Source organism: Paenibacillus sp. p3-SID1389 (assembly GCF_025151705.1).
Lineage (GTDB): Bacteria > Bacillota > Bacilli > Paenibacillales > Paenibacillaceae > Fontibacillus > Fontibacillus phoenicis.
This window is the reverse complement of record NZ_JALXVO010000003.1, coordinates 153,108-169,726: the sequence shown is the minus strand read 5'-3', so window position 1 is coordinate 169,726 and position 16,619 is coordinate 153,108. Positions and strand designations below refer to the sequence as shown.

Genomic DNA, 16,619 nt, shown 5'->3' with positions numbered 1-16,619 from the left:
GTCTAGAAAATGAAAATGAACCGTTTAGGCAACTCCGAGCTGATTGTCAGTGAAATCGGGCTGGGCTGCATGTCGCTAGGGACGGAAGAATCCAAAGCGATTGGCCTGATTCACGAGGCGTTGGACCGGGGCGTCAATTTTCTCGACACAGCTGATTTGTACGATGACGGAACCAATGAAGAAATCGTTGGCAAGGCAATTAAAGGGCGCCGGGATCGCGTGATTCTGGCAACCAAAGTCGGCAACCGGCGGATTCCCGGCCAAGACGGCTGGGTCTGGGACGCGTCCAAAGCGTATATCCTCTCAGCGGTAAAGGATAGCTTGCGCCGGCTCGGCACGGATTATATCGATTTGTATCAGCTGCACGGCGGGACGATCGAGGATCCGATCGATAACACGATCGAAGCGTTTGAACAACTAAAGCAGGAAGGTGTCATCCGCGAGTATGGGATATCTTCCATTCGTCCGAATGTCATCCGGGAATACGTCTCTCGCTCGTCCATCGTCAGCGTCATGAATCAGTACAGTATCGTAGACCGGCGCGGCGAAGAAGAAGTGTTCCCCCTGCTGCAAGAGCATCAGATCAGCGTAATAGCTCGAGGGCCATTAGCCAGCGGTGCGCTGGCAGCGAACCGCGAACCCGCTAAAGGTGTGCTGGATTACGAGCTGGATGAACTCCGTGAACTGCGCCGCAAACTACAGGACCTGGAGACGCCGGAGCGCAACCTTACTCAGTTGGCTATCCGCTATTCCCTCGCCCATCCTGCGGTTGCCGTGGTCATTCCGGGAGCCAGCTCACGCGAGCAGCTGCTGCAAAATCTTGCTGCTGCAGAAGTTCCCGAATTAAGTACGAAAGAAGTTGAACTGATTCGCAGTTTAAGTAAAGCGAATCAATATACGTTGCACCGTTAATCTCAAAATAAGAGCAGGCCCTATAAGTGAACAGCATCCTCGCTAACTCGAGTTTAGTGACGGGAAGCCCTTCACCAAAGGGTCTGTTTTTTATGCGGCTTCTAATCATTTGTCACGGTTCCTTACTAGCCCCATAGTTTCGGCTTCATACAACACGACTTAAGGAGACATACTACTTGCGGTAAGCAAAATGACGAAGCAAAGGAGATTTCTTCATGGGTGTGTTAGACGGGAATCCGAAGCATGAGCCAATGCACTACGGCGAAATTTTCACGATATGGGAAAGTTCGATGGCAGCAAAAATGATGTTATCCTGCTACCAGCTGTTCACGTACCATGCGGGTGACAAAGATCTGAAAGAGATTCTAAAGGACCTGATGGATCAGGCTAAACTGGAGATTAAAGAACTGGACAAGCTGTTGACGGACAATGGGATCACCCCCTCCCCCATGTTGCCGGAACGACCGGAAACGAAGCTTGAGGATATTCCACCAGGAGCCAGATTTGCCGATGCAGAAATCGCCGCGAAAATCGCCATGGATACTGCAGCTTCTTTGGCCGGTTGCAGCGGAGCCATGGGGTTATCGATCCGAGAGGATATCGGCGCGTTGTTTGCAAAATACCACGCCACCAAAACCGCATTGGGGCTTAGAATCTTACGGATGAGCAAGGAAAAGGGCTGGCTGGTTCCTCCGCCTCTGCAACTCAAAAAACCAGAGTAATTCGTGTTTACAAGTCATGAAAAAAAAAAGCGATTAAACAGACCTGCTGCTTAATCGCTTTTTCCTATTTCATTAAAACAATAACCTTTCTTCTTCCCTGCTGTGGAGTTCATTGATCTCCAGCAAAGCATAAAGCTTGTGCAAAATAGCCTCGCTCCAACCAGAGGTCTCTCGCTGTTGGTGAATGCTGCGAACGACGATTCGCATCAGTTCATGATCGCGTTTTAATTGCACGACCGCCTCCTGGAGGTCTGGATTCTTCTCAGTTACTTCTTGATAGAAGCCGTCTTCTTCTGCATCCGCATGACTTAGAATCCGCGACTCCCAGTATCCCAACAATTCATTCGTTGCCTGCTCTGCCAACTCCAGATCTCCGCTGGCGTAGAAACCCGCAACTTCCTCCGTTTTCGACTTCGCCCCTGCCAAGCCGCCGTCATGAATGGCCTGATGAGCATGGAGTTGCCGCAGCGATGGACCAACCGGCATTGGACTCTCCCCCTATTCTCTGATGTAATCTGGATTCGTTACTTCTCCGCCTTTCCCTTTGGAAGCTCAGAGAACGTTCCGACATAGCGGATATCCTCACCGGTTTCGTCTTTAACCGTGCTGATATTTAGCCACTGTAAGTAGATCTCACCGTTTTTGCGCTTATTCCAAATCTCCCCCTGCCACATGCCAGTTTCTTTAATGCTCTTCCACATGCGGTCATAGAAATCCGGGGCTTGTCGATTCGCTCGCAGAATATTCGGCTTCTTCCCTAACGCTTCCTCTTGACTAAATCCGGTTACGGCAGTAAACGCCGGATTCACAGCCACAATGGTGCCTTTCGGGTCGGTGACCAGGATCCCTTGCGCTGTATTGTTGAATACTTCCGAAGACAAACTCAGCTTATCGGAATAAATCATCCAGAGTACGAGAATCAAGCTGGCTAAAGCGACCTGCGACAGCAGCATGAAACCGATGGAATACTGACCGGTTACCGAATGGATATAGGACAATAACAGCGGCGGGAAGAATCCGCCCAGGCCGCCCATCATGGACACGATTCCGTTGACGATCCCGGCCTGCTTATTGAAATATTGTGGAACCAACTTAAAGATGACACCATTTCCTGCGCCGGCAACAATTGCGATTACCAGACAACCGATGGTGTACAAAGTGAATGTTGGTGAGAACGCCAGCACGATAGCCGCAAGCGTAAACCCGGAAAAGATGACGATCAACAGCATCAAAGCATTAAACCGATCCGCCAGCCAGCCGCCAACCGGACGCATAAAGGTCGCCAAAGCGATAAATCCGGCGGTACGCATCCCTGCATCCACCTTGGTAAGTTCAAAGTTCGTCACCAGGAAATTGGGCAAATAGACGGTAAACGCAACGAACGAACCAAACGTAATAAAGTACAACAGCGAGAACAACCAAAGCTTTTCATTCTTATAAACGCCTTTGATTTGTTCCATCATAGCCGTTTTCACCTTCGGCTCTTTACGGTCACCAAAGAAAAGATTTAGCGCTGCAAAAACAAGCAGAAGGATCAAGTACAGCTTGACCGTCGCCGACCAACCGATTTGCGTCGCGATGACCGGTGCGGAGAACGAAGTCACGGCCGTCCCGAGATTCCCGAGACCGTACACGCCGTTGACCAGACCATGACGCTCCTTCGGATAATATTTCGGCAGCGAAGTGACGCCTACGGAGAAGACGGCGCCGCCGATGCCGAGGAACAGCCCGCCGATGATCAAATCGACGTAAGAGTTCGCCTCACTAATGTAGAACACTGGAAACAACAGCAAAATGAAACTAATTAGAAAAACCAACCTTGCCCCGAAAATATTCGCGTAATACCCCAGCGGAATACGTAAAACGGAACCCAATACGACAGGAATAGCCGTAATGATCGCGACCTTATCGGCTGGGATCTGAATGTCCTCTCCCATAAAGGATACGAGGGACGAGATAATGACCCATACGGCAAAACCGACGATCAAATTGAGTGTTTGTAGCGGTAACTGAACTTTTTTTATCAAATCGATCACCTTTTCCAAAATGACTTCTGAATGACCATTGATTTCCCCACTCGTATTGTAGCTGATCCGCTTTGGGGGCCTGTATAGGGTTTTCCCCCGTTTGCCCAGGGAAACTCCCTATCCGCCCGGTTTGGTCACAAAAATGCCCATAACCATTGGATAATGATTATGGGCTGTACATTTTATTGGAAAACTATTCAACAATTAACGTGTAAAGTTCCTGATTCAACTGCTCTTGTTCCGCCGATCTCATGACCTGCCTGGTCATTGGAAATAAGACGGTTTCTTCCTTCACGAAATGCACCGTCAAAATTTCAAACGCTTCCCCTGCGTCTCGGCACAAAGCCTTCATTTCCTCCAGCGAATGCTCACTGTTGGCATGGTGAAGAAAATGATCGATATAAGCGAAGATCTCTTCATGCTCTTGTTCGATAGACACGAGAGGCCCTTGGTCATACCCAATATGTTGACCTAATCTCGGAAAAAAGTACGTTTCTTCTTTATGAAAATGCTTGCGCAAAGGCGCTTTAAACTCATGTAACAGCTCCTGAAGAAGCGCGAACTGCTGCGTCGCCTGATCCCCGGAGTAGCGGTCGTTTTGAAAGTCCAGTACAATCGCATGCCATTCGTTCATCAAACTAGCCAAATAACGGTGCTCGTTCTCTAGAATACGCATGGCGGGCGTTTCACTTAACAGTGTTCCTCGTTCCATGTCATAGGCCTCCATTAGAAATCCAGCAGCTTCTTCTTAATTGCGTATTCCACCAGCTCAGGTCTTGATTTCAAATTCAGCTTCTCCATAATTTTGGCTTTATGGGCCTCTACCGTTTTGACGGAGATGTGCAGCATTTCAGCGATTTCTTTATTTCCGTAGCCTTTGGCGACCAGCGGCAGAATCTCAACCTCACGGGTAGACAACAGCTGGTAAGGGTTGTTCTCATCGGCTTGCTGATCTTGGCTAACGAATTCTCGGACAAGGGAGGAGGCGAGCTTCGGATGGATATAAACCCCTCCTTGATGCACCATGCGAATGGCTGAGACGAGTTGCTCATCTGGCGAATTTTTTAAGACATACCCTCTGGCGCCTTTCTTAAGCACATGAAATAAATATTCCTCGTCATCGTGCATCGTGAGGATAATAATATTCGTTTCGGGAAAATCCTCATGGATTTTGGCCGTCGCGATCAAGCCGCTTTCGCCTGGAGGCATGCTGAGATCCATCAACAGGATGTCAGGCCGGTGTTTGGCTACCATTTTGTATGCTTCGATCCCGTCTGCGGCCGTCGCCACGACCTCCATATCCTCTTGAAAATTAATAATCATCGCAAAACCGCTTCGGACGACCGCATGATCATCCGCGATTACTACTTTCACGATCCATACCTCCCTATCCAAGCAAAATCCTTACGTTTGCAGCACCATTACGGGGTAACGGCAGCCAACGGAATCCGTAAATGAACGGTCGTTCCTTTCCCCCGCTGCGAAGTCACGGTGATTTCTCCGCCTACCAGCTCTGCCCGTTCTTTCATTCCATAAATGCCAAGTCCGGTTCCCTTCGGATCGTTTGCATTCACGTTAAATCCGCATCCCTGATCGGAAACGACAAGCTCCAGCGTATGCTCGGAAGCAAATAGACGGACGTCAATCTCGTCTACGTTGGCATATTTCAGCGCGTTCAGCACAGATTCCTGACATACCCGGTAGACGACCGTCTCAACCTCACTGTTAAAACGCTGACCGCCTAGCTCTGCCACAAAACGCACGACGACCCCGTAGTTCTTCTCAATCCATTTGAAATGCGAACGAAAAGCCGCATCCAGACCAAGATCGTCCAAGGAGGCTGGACGCAGCTCCACCGATAGATTGCGAATTTGCTCCAACAATCGGGTGAGCGAAGCCTCCGTTTGTTGGATTTTCTGCAAGGCTTCCTCTTGCACATTCAAATATTTCAACACCCGAAGATCCACCAGCGAGCTGATCAACTCTTGAGCGACACTATCGTGCAACTCGCGGGAGATCCGCTTGCGTTCATCCTCCTGGGCTTTAATAATGCTCTTCATCATAGTATTGCGGTTCAGCATTTGCTGCGTCATGATGGGATTCGTCAGATCGCGCAAGATCAGCACCCGAACCCCCGACTCTTGGTCCACCGTCTGAAAACTGGCCGAAAACGGGACGACGCCTTTCGTCTTGGTCTCCAAATAGAGCTGGAAGGAGCTAAAATCCTTCTTGGTGTTGGAAAGATAGCAATTGATACAGGACATCGGTTCATCTTCACTAGTATATCCACGGCACGAGAAGCAAAAAGCGTTGTGCTCGGTGTCTGCTGATTCCTCCAGCACCCGGCGATCCAGCAGCTTCTCGGCCTGAGGATTCATCGCCATAATCCGATGCTGTGCATCAAAGAAAATGATTGCATCGGAGCTTTGCTCATACTGCTTCTGCAGAAGCTCGATGGGTACGTTCAAGGATAACGGATTCATGGGATCAGCTCCTTGATCTCAAAATCCCCAAACTGGCCTTGCAGCCATTCATACAGCTGGAGCAAATCTTCCTGGGACATCCGCTGCTCTCCCCGGTAGCCCGCCAAGAGAACGCCTTCCACCCGATCCGCCAAATATAACGGGAGTGCAGCCAAGCTGGTTAATCGCTCCGAGAGCAAGATCGGAAAATTGTACAGCTCTTGCGGCTGAAGCACTTCGTCTACACGGGGAACCAGCATGGGGCTGCCGGTTTTGAACACGATGCCGGCAACCCCCTTACCCGACTGGAGAACGATCCGTTTGTAGCGGTTATTCAAATTGCCTGAAGCGTATTTCCAGGTAAGTACAAAGTCGTTGATCGCCGATTCCGCAAAGGCCAGCGACACAAAATCATACCCCATTTGCTCTCTTAATTGATCGATCATCACCTGATAGCAACCGGAGGTTGGTTTCATGAACTCGTCTCCCTAATCTCAAATCCTTAACGTCCCGCAGAATGCGAGCGATTCTTCCTATAAAGGATATAGCTTCTCCGGGCATAATTCAAGGGTACGCTCCACACATGAACGAGCCGGGTAAACGGCCACAGAGCAAAGATGATAAAACCTGCTAAAATGTGGATTTGGAACGTGATCGGCACCTCTGACATATAGCTGGCTTCCGGACGCAAGATCAACAAATTGCGGAACCAAATGGATATCGTCTCCCGATAGTCAAAGTCCGGTTGCACGTTATTTGTCACCAGCGTAGAGTACATCCCCATAAAAACGATAAACAGCAGCAAACCGTTAACGATCATATCCGATGCGGAGCTGAGCCGGCGCACGTTTTTCATCGTCAATCGACGGGCTGTCAGAATCAGCATTCCGGCAAACGTCACCACGCCAAAAAATCCACCGCCATACATCGCCCCGATATGATACAAATGCTCGTTGACGCCAATCGCATTCATCCATGCCTTCGGAATCCCCAGCCCGGCCACGTGACCCATAATAACTGGGATAATCCCGATATGAAACAGGAGGCTGCCGAGCATCAGCCGTTTTTTCTCGATGAACTCACTAGATTTGGCCGTCCAGTTAAACTGGTCGTAGCGGTAACGGAAGATATGCCCCACCACGAACGTGACCACACAGAGATAGGGAAAAATCACCCATAGAAATTGCTCAAACAGGCTCATGGACTTTCACCTCCTGCGACAAACACAGCTTAAACGTTTCCCGAAGGGCTTTGATTAATGGATAATAAGGGTTCCCCTTCGACTCCAGCGACTTCATTAATTGGTACGTGCCATCCTCTAGAATCGTGATCACCGTTTGCATGGCCATTAAACCATGCGGATGATTGAGCCAATCGGCGGCATACAAAAACTCCAGCATCAGCGGCAGAAAATCCGGCAGCTCCCGGTCCACCATCTCCATGCCAAACATTTCGTAGACCAATTTGAGCGAAGTCAGCAGTTGTCCGCGTTCTTTGGAATCTTCATATTTGAAATACGTCATATAAAGCGTTGATGACTTCTCAAAATCAAACGTATCGACGTAAATTTCCTCAATCTCTTCCATGCTGCGTGCAAGCATCTGTTCCCGGTATTTCGACACCGGCTCCATGACAGAAGGAGGGAATGCCTCTTCCCCGCCCTCTCGAATAGAAGCGAACGTCTCCTTGTCGGGGTAAACGAGCTGCCCGGCAAAAAAGCCGAACAACTCGCGATGTGCATCCAGTTTCACCAGATCAATCACGCCAGATCCCCCCGTAGAAGTTTTGTTCATACAGATCCCGTCCGCTCTTGCCGGTGCTCACCGGAATCGGAGTCGCAGGACCGCAGCCGTCGCAATCCATGCCAAACCCGGCGGTGCCTTGGGCCCGGTACGGGTCCATGTACCCTTCCTTATGCGAGGTTGGAATGACGAACCGGTCCTCGTATTTGGCGATCGCCAGAAGACGGTACATCTCCTCGACCTGTTGTGCGGTTAGCCCCACACGGTCCAATCGTTTTTCGTCAAACGGTTGCTTGGAGAATTGCGCGCGTTGGTATTGGCGCATCATCGCCATACGTTGCAGAGCGATTTTGACCGTTTCCGTGTCCCCTGCAGTCAGCAAATTCGCCAGGTATTGCAGCGGGGTTCTCATTTCCTCAATTGCCGGGAAGATGAGATCCGGGTTTTGAATGGAATCCTTGCCTTCAAAATGGCTCATGATCGGGCTGAGCGGCGGTACGTACCAAACCATCGGAAGCGTACGGTATTCCGGATGCAGCGGGAAGGCCAGCTTGTATTCAATCGCAAGCTTATATACCGGCGAATTTTGCGCCGCTTCGATCCATTCCTCGGACAGTCCGTCTTTGCGGGCTTGCTCGATAATTTTCGGATCATTCGGGTCAAGGAATAAGCTCAGCTGCGCTTCGTACAAATCCTTCTCATCCAGGGTAGATGCCGCTTCTTGCACGCGATCCGCATCATACAACAGCACGCCGAGATAACGGATACGTCCGGTGCAGGTTTCGGAGCACACGGTTGGAAGTCCTGCTTCGATTCTTGGGAAGCAGAATGTGCATTTTTCCGCTTTGTTGGTTTTCCAGTTAAAGTAAACCTTCTTGTATGGGCAACCCGTCATGCAATAACGCCAGCCGCGGCAAGCTTCCTGGTCGACGAGGACGATGCCGTCCTCATCGCGTTTATAAATTGCGCCGGATGGACAGGAAGCCACGCAGCTTGGATTTAAGCAATGCTCGCATAGACGAGGCAAGTACATCATAAACGACTGTTCGAAGTTAAACTTGATGTCCTCTTCGATCTTCTCGATGTTTGGGTCCTTTGGTCCGGTGATATGGCCGCCGGCCAGATCGTCTTCCCAGTTCGGTCCCCAATCCAGGTCCATCGTGTCGCCGGTGACGGCGGATTTCGGACGGGCCACAGGCTGGTGCTTCTTCTCGCCCGAATTCGTCAGCTTCTCGTAATCATATGTCCAAGGCTCGTAGTAGTCTTTCATTTCCGGCATATCCGGGTTATAGAAAATTTTACCGAGCGCGATCTTGGACAGCTTGCTGCCGGATTTCAGCTCCAGCTTCCCGTTACGCAGCGTCCAGCCGCCTTTGTAATGCTCTTGGTCTTCCCACCGCTTCGGATAACCGATCCCCGGCTTCGTTTCAACGTTGTTAAACCACATATATTCGGCGCCTTCCCGGTTCGTCCAGGTGCTCTTACAGGTCACGCTGCAGGTATGACAGCCGATGCATTTGTCCAGGTTCATCACCATGGCGATTTGCGCTTTAATCTTCAAGCCAGTCAACCTCCTTCAGTTTGCGCACGGCAACGTACACATCACGCTGGTTGCCGATAGGTCCGTAATAGTTGAAACCATAGCTAAGCTGGGCATAGCCCCCAACGAGCTGCGTTGGCTTCAAATGGATTCGCGTCGGCGCATTATGGCTGCCGCCTCGCTCACCCGTAATTTCCGAACCAGGAACATTAATGTGTTTGTCTTGGGCGTGGTACATAAACATCGTACCCTTGGGCATCCGGTGGCTGACTACGGCTCTAGCCGTAACAACGCCATTGCGGTTATAGACCTCCAGCCAATCGTTATCGTTAATCTGATGCGCTTCGGCATCCTCATTGTTGATCCACACGGTAGGCCCGCCGCGGAACAGGGTCAGCATGTGCAGGTTATCCTGATAGGTGCTATGGATGTTCCATTTCCCGTGCGGTGTTAAGTAGCGCAGGACAAGTGCATCCTTTCCCCCCTCAACCTGTTTGTCCCGTGGACCAAACACCATCGGCGGAAGCGTTGGTTTGTAAACCGGCAGCGCCTCACCGAATTGCAGGAAGATCTGATGATCCAGATAAAAATGCTGGCGTCCCGTTAACGTCCGGAACGGCACCAACCGTTCAATATTCGTTGTAAACGGCGAATACCGGCGTCCTGATTTGTTCGAACCGCTGAATACCGGAGTTGGGATGACCTCGCGAGGCTGTGCGGTAATGTTCGCAAAGGTGATGCGTTCCGCCGCACGATCTGCAGAGATATCCTTCAACTCCACGCCGGTATCCTGTTCAGCCGATTCCCAAGCTCTCTGCGAAACTTTGCCGTTTGTTGCCGAGGACAGGTGCAGCACTGCATTGGCCGCTTGTCTTGCGGTACGCAGCTTCGGACGACCGTTTTTGATCGTATCATCGGTGTAAGCGCCGTTGATCTTTTTCAGTTCCTCGTATTCTTCCTTCACGGAGAAGCTGACCCCGTGCGCGCCCACCTTGCCAGATTCCAGGTTAGGTCCCAGCGTGATGTACTTGTCGTAGATCTTCGTGTAATCGCGCTCAACCACGCTAAAGCTAGGCATCGTTTTGCCAAGTACCGGTTTGACTTCACCGCGCTTCCAATCCTTCACTTCCCCATAAGGCTGGGAAATTTCAGCCATTGAGTCGTGACCCAGCGGAGAGGAAACTACGTCTTTGTATACGCCCGGCATATGTTCCTTCGCCATCTCAGACAAGACGCTGGCCAGCGACCGGTAAATATCCCAGTCCGTCCGCGATTCCCACAGCGGATCGATCGCCGGGTTAAACGGATGCACGAACGGGTGCATGTCGGTTGAGGACAGGTCGACCTTCTCATACCAAGTTGCGGCAGGCAGGACGATATCGGCATACATCGGGGTCGCTGTCATCCGGAAATCCAGTGCCACTAGCAGATCCAGCTTGCCTTCCACTTCATCACGCCAAACGATTTCCTCCGGCTTCTCCTCTTCGTTCGGACTGGATAACAACCCATTATGCGTGCCGAGCAGATGTTTCATGAAGAACTCTTGCCCTTTCGCCGAACTGGAGATCAGGTTCGACCGCCAGACAAACAGCGTACGCGGGAAGTTCTCCGGCGCATCCGGGTCTTCCACCGCAAACTTCGTTTCGCCTGACACCACTTGCTCATAAGCATGCTTGATGATGTCCGTATTATCGGTTTTGCCTTGAGCCGCCGCTTCTTCGGCGAACGATAGGCTGTTCTTATTAAACTGCGGGTACGATGGCAGCCAGCCCAGTCGGGCAGCCAGCACATTGTAGTCCGCTGGATGACGGTACGGAATCTCCCCGCCGGTTGGCGATTTCAGCGATTCCGCGCTCATCTCCTCGTATTTCCATTGGTCTGTAGCAAAATAGAAGAACGAGGTCGCGTTTTGCAGCCGCGGCGGTGCCTGCCAATCGCGGGCAAACGCGATTGTCGACCACCCTTCAATCGGCCGGCATTTCTCTTGCCCGACATAGTGGGCCCAGCCGCCGCCGTTCACGCCTTGGGATGCCGTCAACACAACCAGGTTCAGAATGGAGCGATAGATCGTATCGCTGTTGAACCAGTGGTTAATCCCGGCGCCCATGATGATCATCGAACGGCCGCCAGTATCCAGCGCGTTCTGCGCGAACTCGCGTGCGATTTGCACTACCAGCGATGCCTTCACACCGGTAATGCGCTCTTGCCATGCAGGCGTATAGTGCGATTCCGCATCATCGTACCCTTTGGCGGTATGGGTGCTGCCAGGGCGGTTCACGCCATATTGACTAAGCATCAAATCAAAGACAGTCGCAGCCAATCGGGTGCTGCCGTCTGCCAAAGTGACCGTTTTGGCCGGAATCGACCGAGTAAACGTGCCGTTGCCTGCCGCATCGAAGTAAGGGAAGACGATTTCTGTCCATTCTCCGCCGTGCGGTTCGACTGACAGCGCCGGTTCGATCCGGGTGCCGTCTTCCCGCTCCAGAATCAGATTCCACTTCACGTCCTTCTCCCAACGTTGGCCCATCGTTCCGTTCGGAACGATCAACTCTCCAGCCGCCTCGTCATAAATGACCGGCTTCCATTCGGCATGCTCCGTCGCCTGCCCCAGATCGCTGGCCCGCAGGAAACGTCCGGCCTTATATCCACCTTCATGCGGATCCAACAAAATGAGGAACGGCATGTCCGTGTATTGTTTGGCATAATTCAAGAACATCGGTTCTTGGCGCTTCACATAGAACTCGTCAAGGATGACATGGGTCATCGCTTGGGCAACCGCAGCGTCTGTACCCGGATGCGGCGCGAGCCAGTTATCGGCAAATTTGACGTTCTCCGCATGGTCCGGCGCTACGGACACCACCTTGGTTCCTTTGTAGCGAACTTCGGTCATAAAGTGGGCATCCGGGGTCCGCGTGAGCGGCACATTGGAGCCCCACATGATCAAATATCCGGCGTTATACCAGTCGGATGATTCCGGTACATCGGTTTGCTCGCCCCAGATTTGCGGCGAAGCCGGCGGCAGGTCAGCGTACCAGTCGTAGAAGCTAAGCATTTCGCCGCCCAGCAATGAAATGAACCGCGCGCCCGATGCATAGCTGATCATCGACATCGCTGGAATCGGTGTAAATCCAGCAATCCGGTCAGGCCCATATTTTTTAATGGTATAAAGGATTTGTGCTGAAATCAGCTGGGACGCTTCTTCCCAGGTCACGCGCACATGTCCGCCTTTCCCGCGAGCTTGCTTATAGGATCTTGCAGCTTCCGGATTCTCCACGATGCTCGCCCAGGCTTGCACGGGATTCCCTTGAGACTTGGTCATCGCCTCGCGCCATAAGCGCAGCAGCTTCCCGCGCATATAAGGGTATTTCACCCGCAACGGGCTGTACTCGTACCACGAGAACGAGGCGCCCCGTGGGCAGCCGCGCGGTTCAAACTCGGGCATATCCGGTCCGCAGGACGGGTAATCAATCTGTTGATTTTCCCAGGTAATGATGCCGTTCTTCACGAACACCTTCCAGCTGCAAGAGCCGGTGCAGTTCACCCCGTGCGTCGTGCGCACAACTTTATCATGCGACCAGCGGCCGCGGTACATATTTTCCCATTCCCGGCTTTTCTCTTCGATCTTGGTCCATTTCCCCGAGATCGTTTCCGGCTTCTTAAAAAAGCTAAGTCCTGATCTTCGTTTCACGGAAGTGTTCACTCCTTCATCGCCCAAATGAATGCCTTTGATGGGGAATCAATGGTATTCGAGCTTCTGACTCCATTATGAAACGAATTTCACTTGCTTTCCCATCAGGGAAATCCCTCGGCTTGTCGGTGAACGCCCTATAACGACAAAAAAACGCCCAAATGGCGTTTTTTGAAGAACAAATTTCGGTATTCGTTAGGAATGAAGATCCATCATGTACCAGGCGTCACAGGCAAAATGCTCGGAGCCGGCTAGCGGAACTTCCAGCTTCCGGAAGCCATGCTTGCGGTAAAAACGGTTCGCCGCCTCCATCGTCTGCAGCGTTTCCAGATAACATTGCTTATAATGACGCTTGGCAAAGTCTAAGCAGGTCGCCAGCAACTGGGCTGCGATCCCGGTCCCGCGGATTTCTTGCCGCAAATACATTTTCTGCAGCTCGCACACCTCGCTGGAATCAGCAAACGGGGCAATCCCGGCCCCTCCGAGCACCCGGCCATCCTGCTCTACAACCCAGTAAGCTCTTCCCTCCGGCTCATAATAGCGGGAGAGCGCGCTAAGGCTCTCGTCTATCCACGCCAGCCCTTCCCGGTTCCCGCCGAACTCGATCAGGCAATCGCGGATCACGGCTTCAATCGCCGCATTGTCCTCCGCTTGCAAAGGTCTAATGATCATCTGGCGTCCTTCCTTCCGCTACAACAGATTCATCTCATGGAGCTTGCCGAAGATCATCCGACTGACCAGCGATGTCCGAACGCGCTCCTCATAGCTAAGCCAAGCCATTTCCTCGATCTCGGAAGCGGGTTGAGGCTCGCCTTCGACCTCCGCAAAGTAACAGGTCATCCGTACAAGTATCCCTTCCGGCTTGCCGTCAGCTTGCGCTTCAAACGTTGCAAAGTAGTTGATCGTCTCCGGCTTTACGGTCACGGATAACTCCTCTTGAATCTCTCGTTGCAAAGTTTCGTGATCGGACTCGCCTGGTTCTCTTTTGCCGCCTGGTATATAAAACAGCTCTTTCCCCTTCGAACGGACATTTAACATGCGACCATTCCGCAGGTGAATCCAGGCGATTTTATCGATGTTTCCCTCCATATTTTGACGCCCCCTAACTCCAAGCTTAATTCAAAGCTTCTCTCTTCCGAACAGAGCTTTCCTCCTCGCTCTCGCTTCCCCCGCCCAGCTTAAATACGAAGATGCCGCCGACAATCACTAACACGCCGATCAGTTGGTTCAGCGTAAACGGCACCTTCTGTAAGCCGAGCCAACCTAGCGAATCAAACAACAAGGCAAACCCTAACTCCGAAGTCATCACGATGGCTACAGCATACGTTGGCCCCAACAGTTTGACACCCTGTACCATGCAAGTAACAACGCCCACCCCAATCAAGCCGCTGAACCAAAACCAAACCGGCATCCCGGGTAATGACGTAAACATTCCTTTTCCTTCAACGATCAGTCCAATGACAAAGGAGGCGGCGAACCCCAGACCTAACACCAGCGTCGTCGTCGTCCAATTGCCGGTCTGCTCATTCACCTTCGTATTAAACACGTTTTGCATCCCCACCAACGCTCCGGCAGTCAATGCGAACATTATTCCTAACAGCACGTCTCTCCGTCCCCCTATTCGTAAATATTCCGGCTCGCCAGTTTGTGAAGCCCTTCCCGATCCTTCACCGTGATGCCCTCGCGGCTTCGCTCGATCAAACCTAGCGCCGCGAATTTCTGCAGCACCCGGTTCAAATGGCGATAGCTGGAACCGATCAAATTAGCCGCATCGGCCAAATCGGCGGTGCCGAGTTTCCCCTGAAACCGCGCATCCGCTTCGTCGAAAGATACAGACAAGAGATAACTCGCCAGGCGGATCTCCACCGGATACAGCAGATTAAAGCTCATCGAGCTGGATTTCATATAAAACTTCTTGGTGATTATGTCCAGTAAAAAATGCAACAGCGGCGAATGATCCGCACCGTATTTCCGCAGCCAACGGTACTCTACCCCGATCATGTGAACCGGGGACACAGCCTCAACGGTATTGATGATATCCCCGTCCCGAATGTATTCGACATCCCCAATGACCTCCAGCGGATTTTTAAAGGAAATGACCAGCGTACGGCCTTCCGGAGAGGTGTTATAAATTTTGATCTTCCCCCGAACCAGCACGTACATGGTATGCGATGGCTCGCCTTGCGTGCAAATCAGCTCTCCTTGGTCAAACCCGTGAAGCGTCAGATAAGGCAGCAACGCTTTGGGAAATACCTTCTGAAGTCCATACGATTCGATATAGTCATTTAGCAGGTCCGGGTCTGCCACTTCTTTCATATCCGTTCTCCTCCTTGAGGCTTGGGCCATTCACTCATCCGTTAAAATTTGAGAATAATCACTCCCGCAATCATCAAGCCGATTCCGATAAACTGCGGCAGCCGCATTTTTTGCTTCGGTACACCAAACCAACCTAGGCTATCAATCAGAAAGGTGATGCACAACTGGGCAATCAAAACCGCTGAGATCGTCAAAGTGACTCCAACCTGCTGGATCGCTGTGACGTTGCTAAAAATAATAATCGCCGCCCAGGCCCCGCCGCTGATATACAACGGCTTCACCTTCCGCAAGTCGGGAAGCCCCCCGTCACGGAGCATCAGCCAAATCAGCAAGGCCGCGACAAAGCCGGTACACTGAGTCAACGCCGCCGCCGGCCATGTGCCGATCTCGCCGCTGATTCTTGTATTCGCCACCCCTTGCAAGGTGATGAACGCCCCGGCCAAAAACGCAAATAACAAACCCCTCATCGTCTCTCTCCTCGTTCTCGAATCTTCGCGATCCTTTATATCAATACCTAATTAAAGGATATCTTCTGCCGTTTGGAAAGGACATATGTCCTGAATGCTGGTGGAAGGATAAAATAGAAGTAACCGTACATTTAAAATGGGGGGCCCAAAATGCAATGGACATTCACAACCTTAAACCAATGGGATGACGTTTGGTGGGACAAGCTCGAACCCATCTATCGCGAAGCATTCCCGCACGGTGCCAAGCCTGTAAAGGTGCTGAAGAGCATGCTGGATCGCGGAATCGCCAGCTTGCACGCAGGGCTGTTAGACGGCGAAGCGGTAGCGATGGGCGTCACCGGCCTGAGCAGCAAGCAGGGACACAAGCGATTGATCCTCGATTATATGGCCGTGCGTCAAGATGTAAGAGGACAAGGCTTTGGCACTCAGTTCTTCGCAGATATCCGTGACTATGCCTTGCGAGAACACCACGTTGAGGCGATTATCATCGAGGCGGAATCGGAGGACACGGCAAAGAACCGGGAGCGCCTCCGTTTTTGGATCCATTGCGGATTTATTGCCACACCTTACGTCCACCAATATATCTGGGTTCCCGAGCCGTATCGGGCGCTGTATCTCCCGCTAAATGATCAATTCACTGTAACAGATGACGGTCGATCGCTGTTTCAGGACATTACTTCGTTCCATCATCGTTCATTTCGCGGGCAGTAATGGGAGTTCTTATCGAGCAATGGAATGGTGCA

At 51.7% G+C, this 16,619-nt stretch carries 18 protein-coding genes; 3 read left to right on the top strand and 15 right to left on the bottom strand.

Annotated elements, in window-relative coordinates; all coding sequences use genetic code 11:
* The first annotated feature begins 9 nt into the window (after nt 1–9).
* Nucleotides 10–912, top strand: a complete 903-nt coding sequence (locus M3G15_RS02680) for an aldo/keto reductase (RefSeq protein ID WP_260069991.1) — start codon at nt 10–12, stop codon at nt 910–912.
* Nucleotides 913–1,127: 215 nt separating this feature from the next.
* Nucleotides 1,128–1,634: a DUF3231 family protein gene (locus tag M3G15_RS02675; protein WP_009223288.1), complete on the top strand. Its 507-nt coding sequence runs from the start codon at nt 1,128–1,130 to the stop codon at nt 1,632–1,634.
* Between the two features lie 72 nt (nt 1,635–1,706).
* Here M3G15_RS02675 and M3G15_RS02670 read toward each other — a convergent pair whose 3' ends face one another.
* From M3G15_RS02670 to M3G15_RS02600, 15 genes are all read right to left on the bottom strand, one after another.
* Nucleotides 1,707–2,120, bottom strand: coding sequence for a hemerythrin domain-containing protein (locus tag M3G15_RS02670; RefSeq protein WP_028539483.1), 414 nt, complete (start codon nt 2,118–2,120; stop codon nt 1,707–1,709).
* A gap of 38 nt (nt 2,121–2,158) precedes the next feature.
* Nucleotides 2,159–3,661, bottom strand: a complete 1,503-nt coding sequence (locus tag M3G15_RS02665) for a nitrate/nitrite transporter (RefSeq protein WP_127576609.1) — start codon at nt 3,659–3,661, stop codon at nt 2,159–2,161.
* Nucleotides 3,662–3,854: 193 nt separating this feature from the next.
* On the bottom strand, nt 3,855–4,373 hold the full coding sequence (locus M3G15_RS02660) for a hemerythrin domain-containing protein (RefSeq protein ID WP_085170707.1): 519 nt from the start codon (nt 4,371–4,373) through the stop codon (nt 3,855–3,857).
* A gap of 14 nt (nt 4,374–4,387) precedes the next feature.
* The gene (locus M3G15_RS02655; protein ID WP_036700661.1) at nt 4,388–5,035 is read right to left on the bottom strand and encodes a response regulator; all 648 of its coding nucleotides are present in this window, start codon (nt 5,033–5,035) and stop codon (nt 4,388–4,390) included.
* A 47-nt stretch (nt 5,036–5,082) separates the two neighbouring features.
* Complete coding sequence (locus M3G15_RS02650; protein ID WP_009223283.1) at nt 5,083–6,144, bottom strand: sensor histidine kinase; 1,062 nt, start codon at nt 6,142–6,144, stop codon at nt 5,083–5,085.
* A complete protein-coding gene (locus M3G15_RS02645) occupies nt 6,141–6,599 on the bottom strand; it encodes a GAF domain-containing protein (protein ID WP_009223282.1) in 459 nt (152 codons plus the stop codon). The genes M3G15_RS02650 and M3G15_RS02645 overlap by 4 nt, the downstream gene beginning before the upstream one ends.
* Before the next feature lie 26 nt (nt 6,600–6,625).
* Nucleotides 6,626–7,324, bottom strand: coding sequence for a respiratory nitrate reductase subunit gamma (gene narI, locus M3G15_RS02640; protein ID WP_016312187.1), 699 nt, complete (start codon nt 7,322–7,324; stop codon nt 6,626–6,628).
* Nucleotides 7,311–7,886 (bottom strand): nitrate reductase molybdenum cofactor assembly chaperone, encoded by a 576-nt coding sequence (gene narJ, locus M3G15_RS02635; protein WP_260069990.1) that lies wholly within the window; start codon nt 7,884–7,886, stop codon nt 7,311–7,313. The genes narI and narJ overlap by 14 nt, the downstream gene beginning before the upstream one ends.
* Entirely contained in the window at nt 7,879–9,426 is a 1,548-nt protein-coding gene (gene narH / locus M3G15_RS02630; protein WP_260069989.1) for a nitrate reductase subunit beta, read from the bottom strand. The genes narJ and narH overlap by 8 nt, the downstream gene beginning before the upstream one ends.
* Nucleotides 9,416–13,093: a nitrate reductase subunit alpha gene (locus M3G15_RS02625; protein WP_260069988.1), complete on the bottom strand. Its 3,678-nt coding sequence runs from the start codon at nt 13,091–13,093 to the stop codon at nt 9,416–9,418. The genes narH and M3G15_RS02625 overlap by 11 nt, the downstream gene beginning before the upstream one ends.
* A 195-nt stretch (nt 13,094–13,288) precedes the next feature.
* Complete coding sequence (locus M3G15_RS02620) at nt 13,289–13,765, bottom strand: GNAT family N-acetyltransferase (protein WP_260069987.1); 477 nt, start codon at nt 13,763–13,765, stop codon at nt 13,289–13,291.
* Nucleotides 13,766–13,783: 18 nt separating this feature from the next.
* Nucleotides 13,784–14,182, bottom strand: coding sequence for an NUDIX hydrolase (locus M3G15_RS02615; protein WP_260069986.1), 399 nt, complete (start codon nt 14,180–14,182; stop codon nt 13,784–13,786).
* A gap of 25 nt (nt 14,183–14,207) precedes the next feature.
* Nucleotides 14,208–14,696: a DMT family transporter gene (locus M3G15_RS02610; protein WP_085278990.1), complete on the bottom strand. Its 489-nt coding sequence runs from the start codon at nt 14,694–14,696 to the stop codon at nt 14,208–14,210.
* A gap of 14 nt (nt 14,697–14,710) precedes the next feature.
* Nucleotides 14,711–15,409: a Crp/Fnr family transcriptional regulator gene (locus M3G15_RS02605; protein ID WP_260069985.1), complete on the bottom strand. Its 699-nt coding sequence runs from the start codon at nt 15,407–15,409 to the stop codon at nt 14,711–14,713.
* 41 nt (nt 15,410–15,450) lie between these two features.
* The gene (locus M3G15_RS02600; protein WP_260069984.1) at nt 15,451–15,876 is read right to left on the bottom strand and encodes a DMT family transporter; all 426 of its coding nucleotides are present in this window, start codon (nt 15,874–15,876) and stop codon (nt 15,451–15,453) included.
* A 150-nt stretch (nt 15,877–16,026) separates the two neighbouring features.
* Between M3G15_RS02600 and M3G15_RS02595 the strand changes: the two genes are divergently transcribed.
* Entirely contained in the window at nt 16,027–16,587 is a 561-nt protein-coding gene (locus tag M3G15_RS02595; RefSeq protein ID WP_260069983.1) for a GNAT family N-acetyltransferase, read from the top strand.
* Nucleotides 16,588–16,619: the final 32 nt, after the last annotated feature.

Coding starts and splice junctions, on each gene's coding strand:
- M3G15_RS02675 (WP_009223288.1), top strand. CDS start 1,128: ATGGGTGTGTTAGACGGGAATCCGAAGCATGAGCCAATGCACTACGGC.
- M3G15_RS02595 (WP_260069983.1), top strand. CDS start 16,027: ATGCAATGGACATTCACAACCTTAAACCAATGGGATGACGTTTGGTGG.
- M3G15_RS02680 (WP_260069991.1), top strand. CDS start 10: ATGAAAATGAACCGTTTAGGCAACTCCGAGCTGATTGTCAGTGAAATC.
- M3G15_RS02615 (WP_260069986.1), bottom strand. CDS start 14,182: ATGGAGGGAAACATCGATAAAATCGCCTGGATTCACCTGCGGAATGGT.
- M3G15_RS02645 (WP_009223282.1), bottom strand. CDS start 6,599: ATGAAACCAACCTCCGGTTGCTATCAGGTGATGATCGATCAATTAAGA.
- M3G15_RS02660 (WP_085170707.1), bottom strand. CDS start 4,373: ATGGAACGAGGAACACTGTTAAGTGAAACGCCCGCCATGCGTATTCTA.
- M3G15_RS02670 (WP_028539483.1), bottom strand. CDS start 2,120: ATGCCGGTTGGTCCATCGCTGCGGCAACTCCATGCTCATCAGGCCATT.
- M3G15_RS02620 (WP_260069987.1), bottom strand. CDS start 13,765: ATGATCATTAGACCTTTGCAAGCGGAGGACAATGCGGCGATTGAAGCC.
- M3G15_RS02650 (WP_009223283.1), bottom strand. CDS start 6,144: ATGAATCCGTTATCCTTGAACGTACCCATCGAGCTTCTGCAGAAGCAG.
- narI (WP_016312187.1), bottom strand. CDS start 7,324: ATGAGCCTGTTTGAGCAATTTCTATGGGTGATTTTTCCCTATCTCTGT.
- M3G15_RS02600 (WP_260069984.1), bottom strand. CDS start 15,876: ATGAGGGGTTTGTTATTTGCGTTTTTGGCCGGGGCGTTCATCACCTTG.
- M3G15_RS02605 (WP_260069985.1), bottom strand. CDS start 15,409: ATGAAAGAAGTGGCAGACCCGGACCTGCTAAATGACTATATCGAATCG.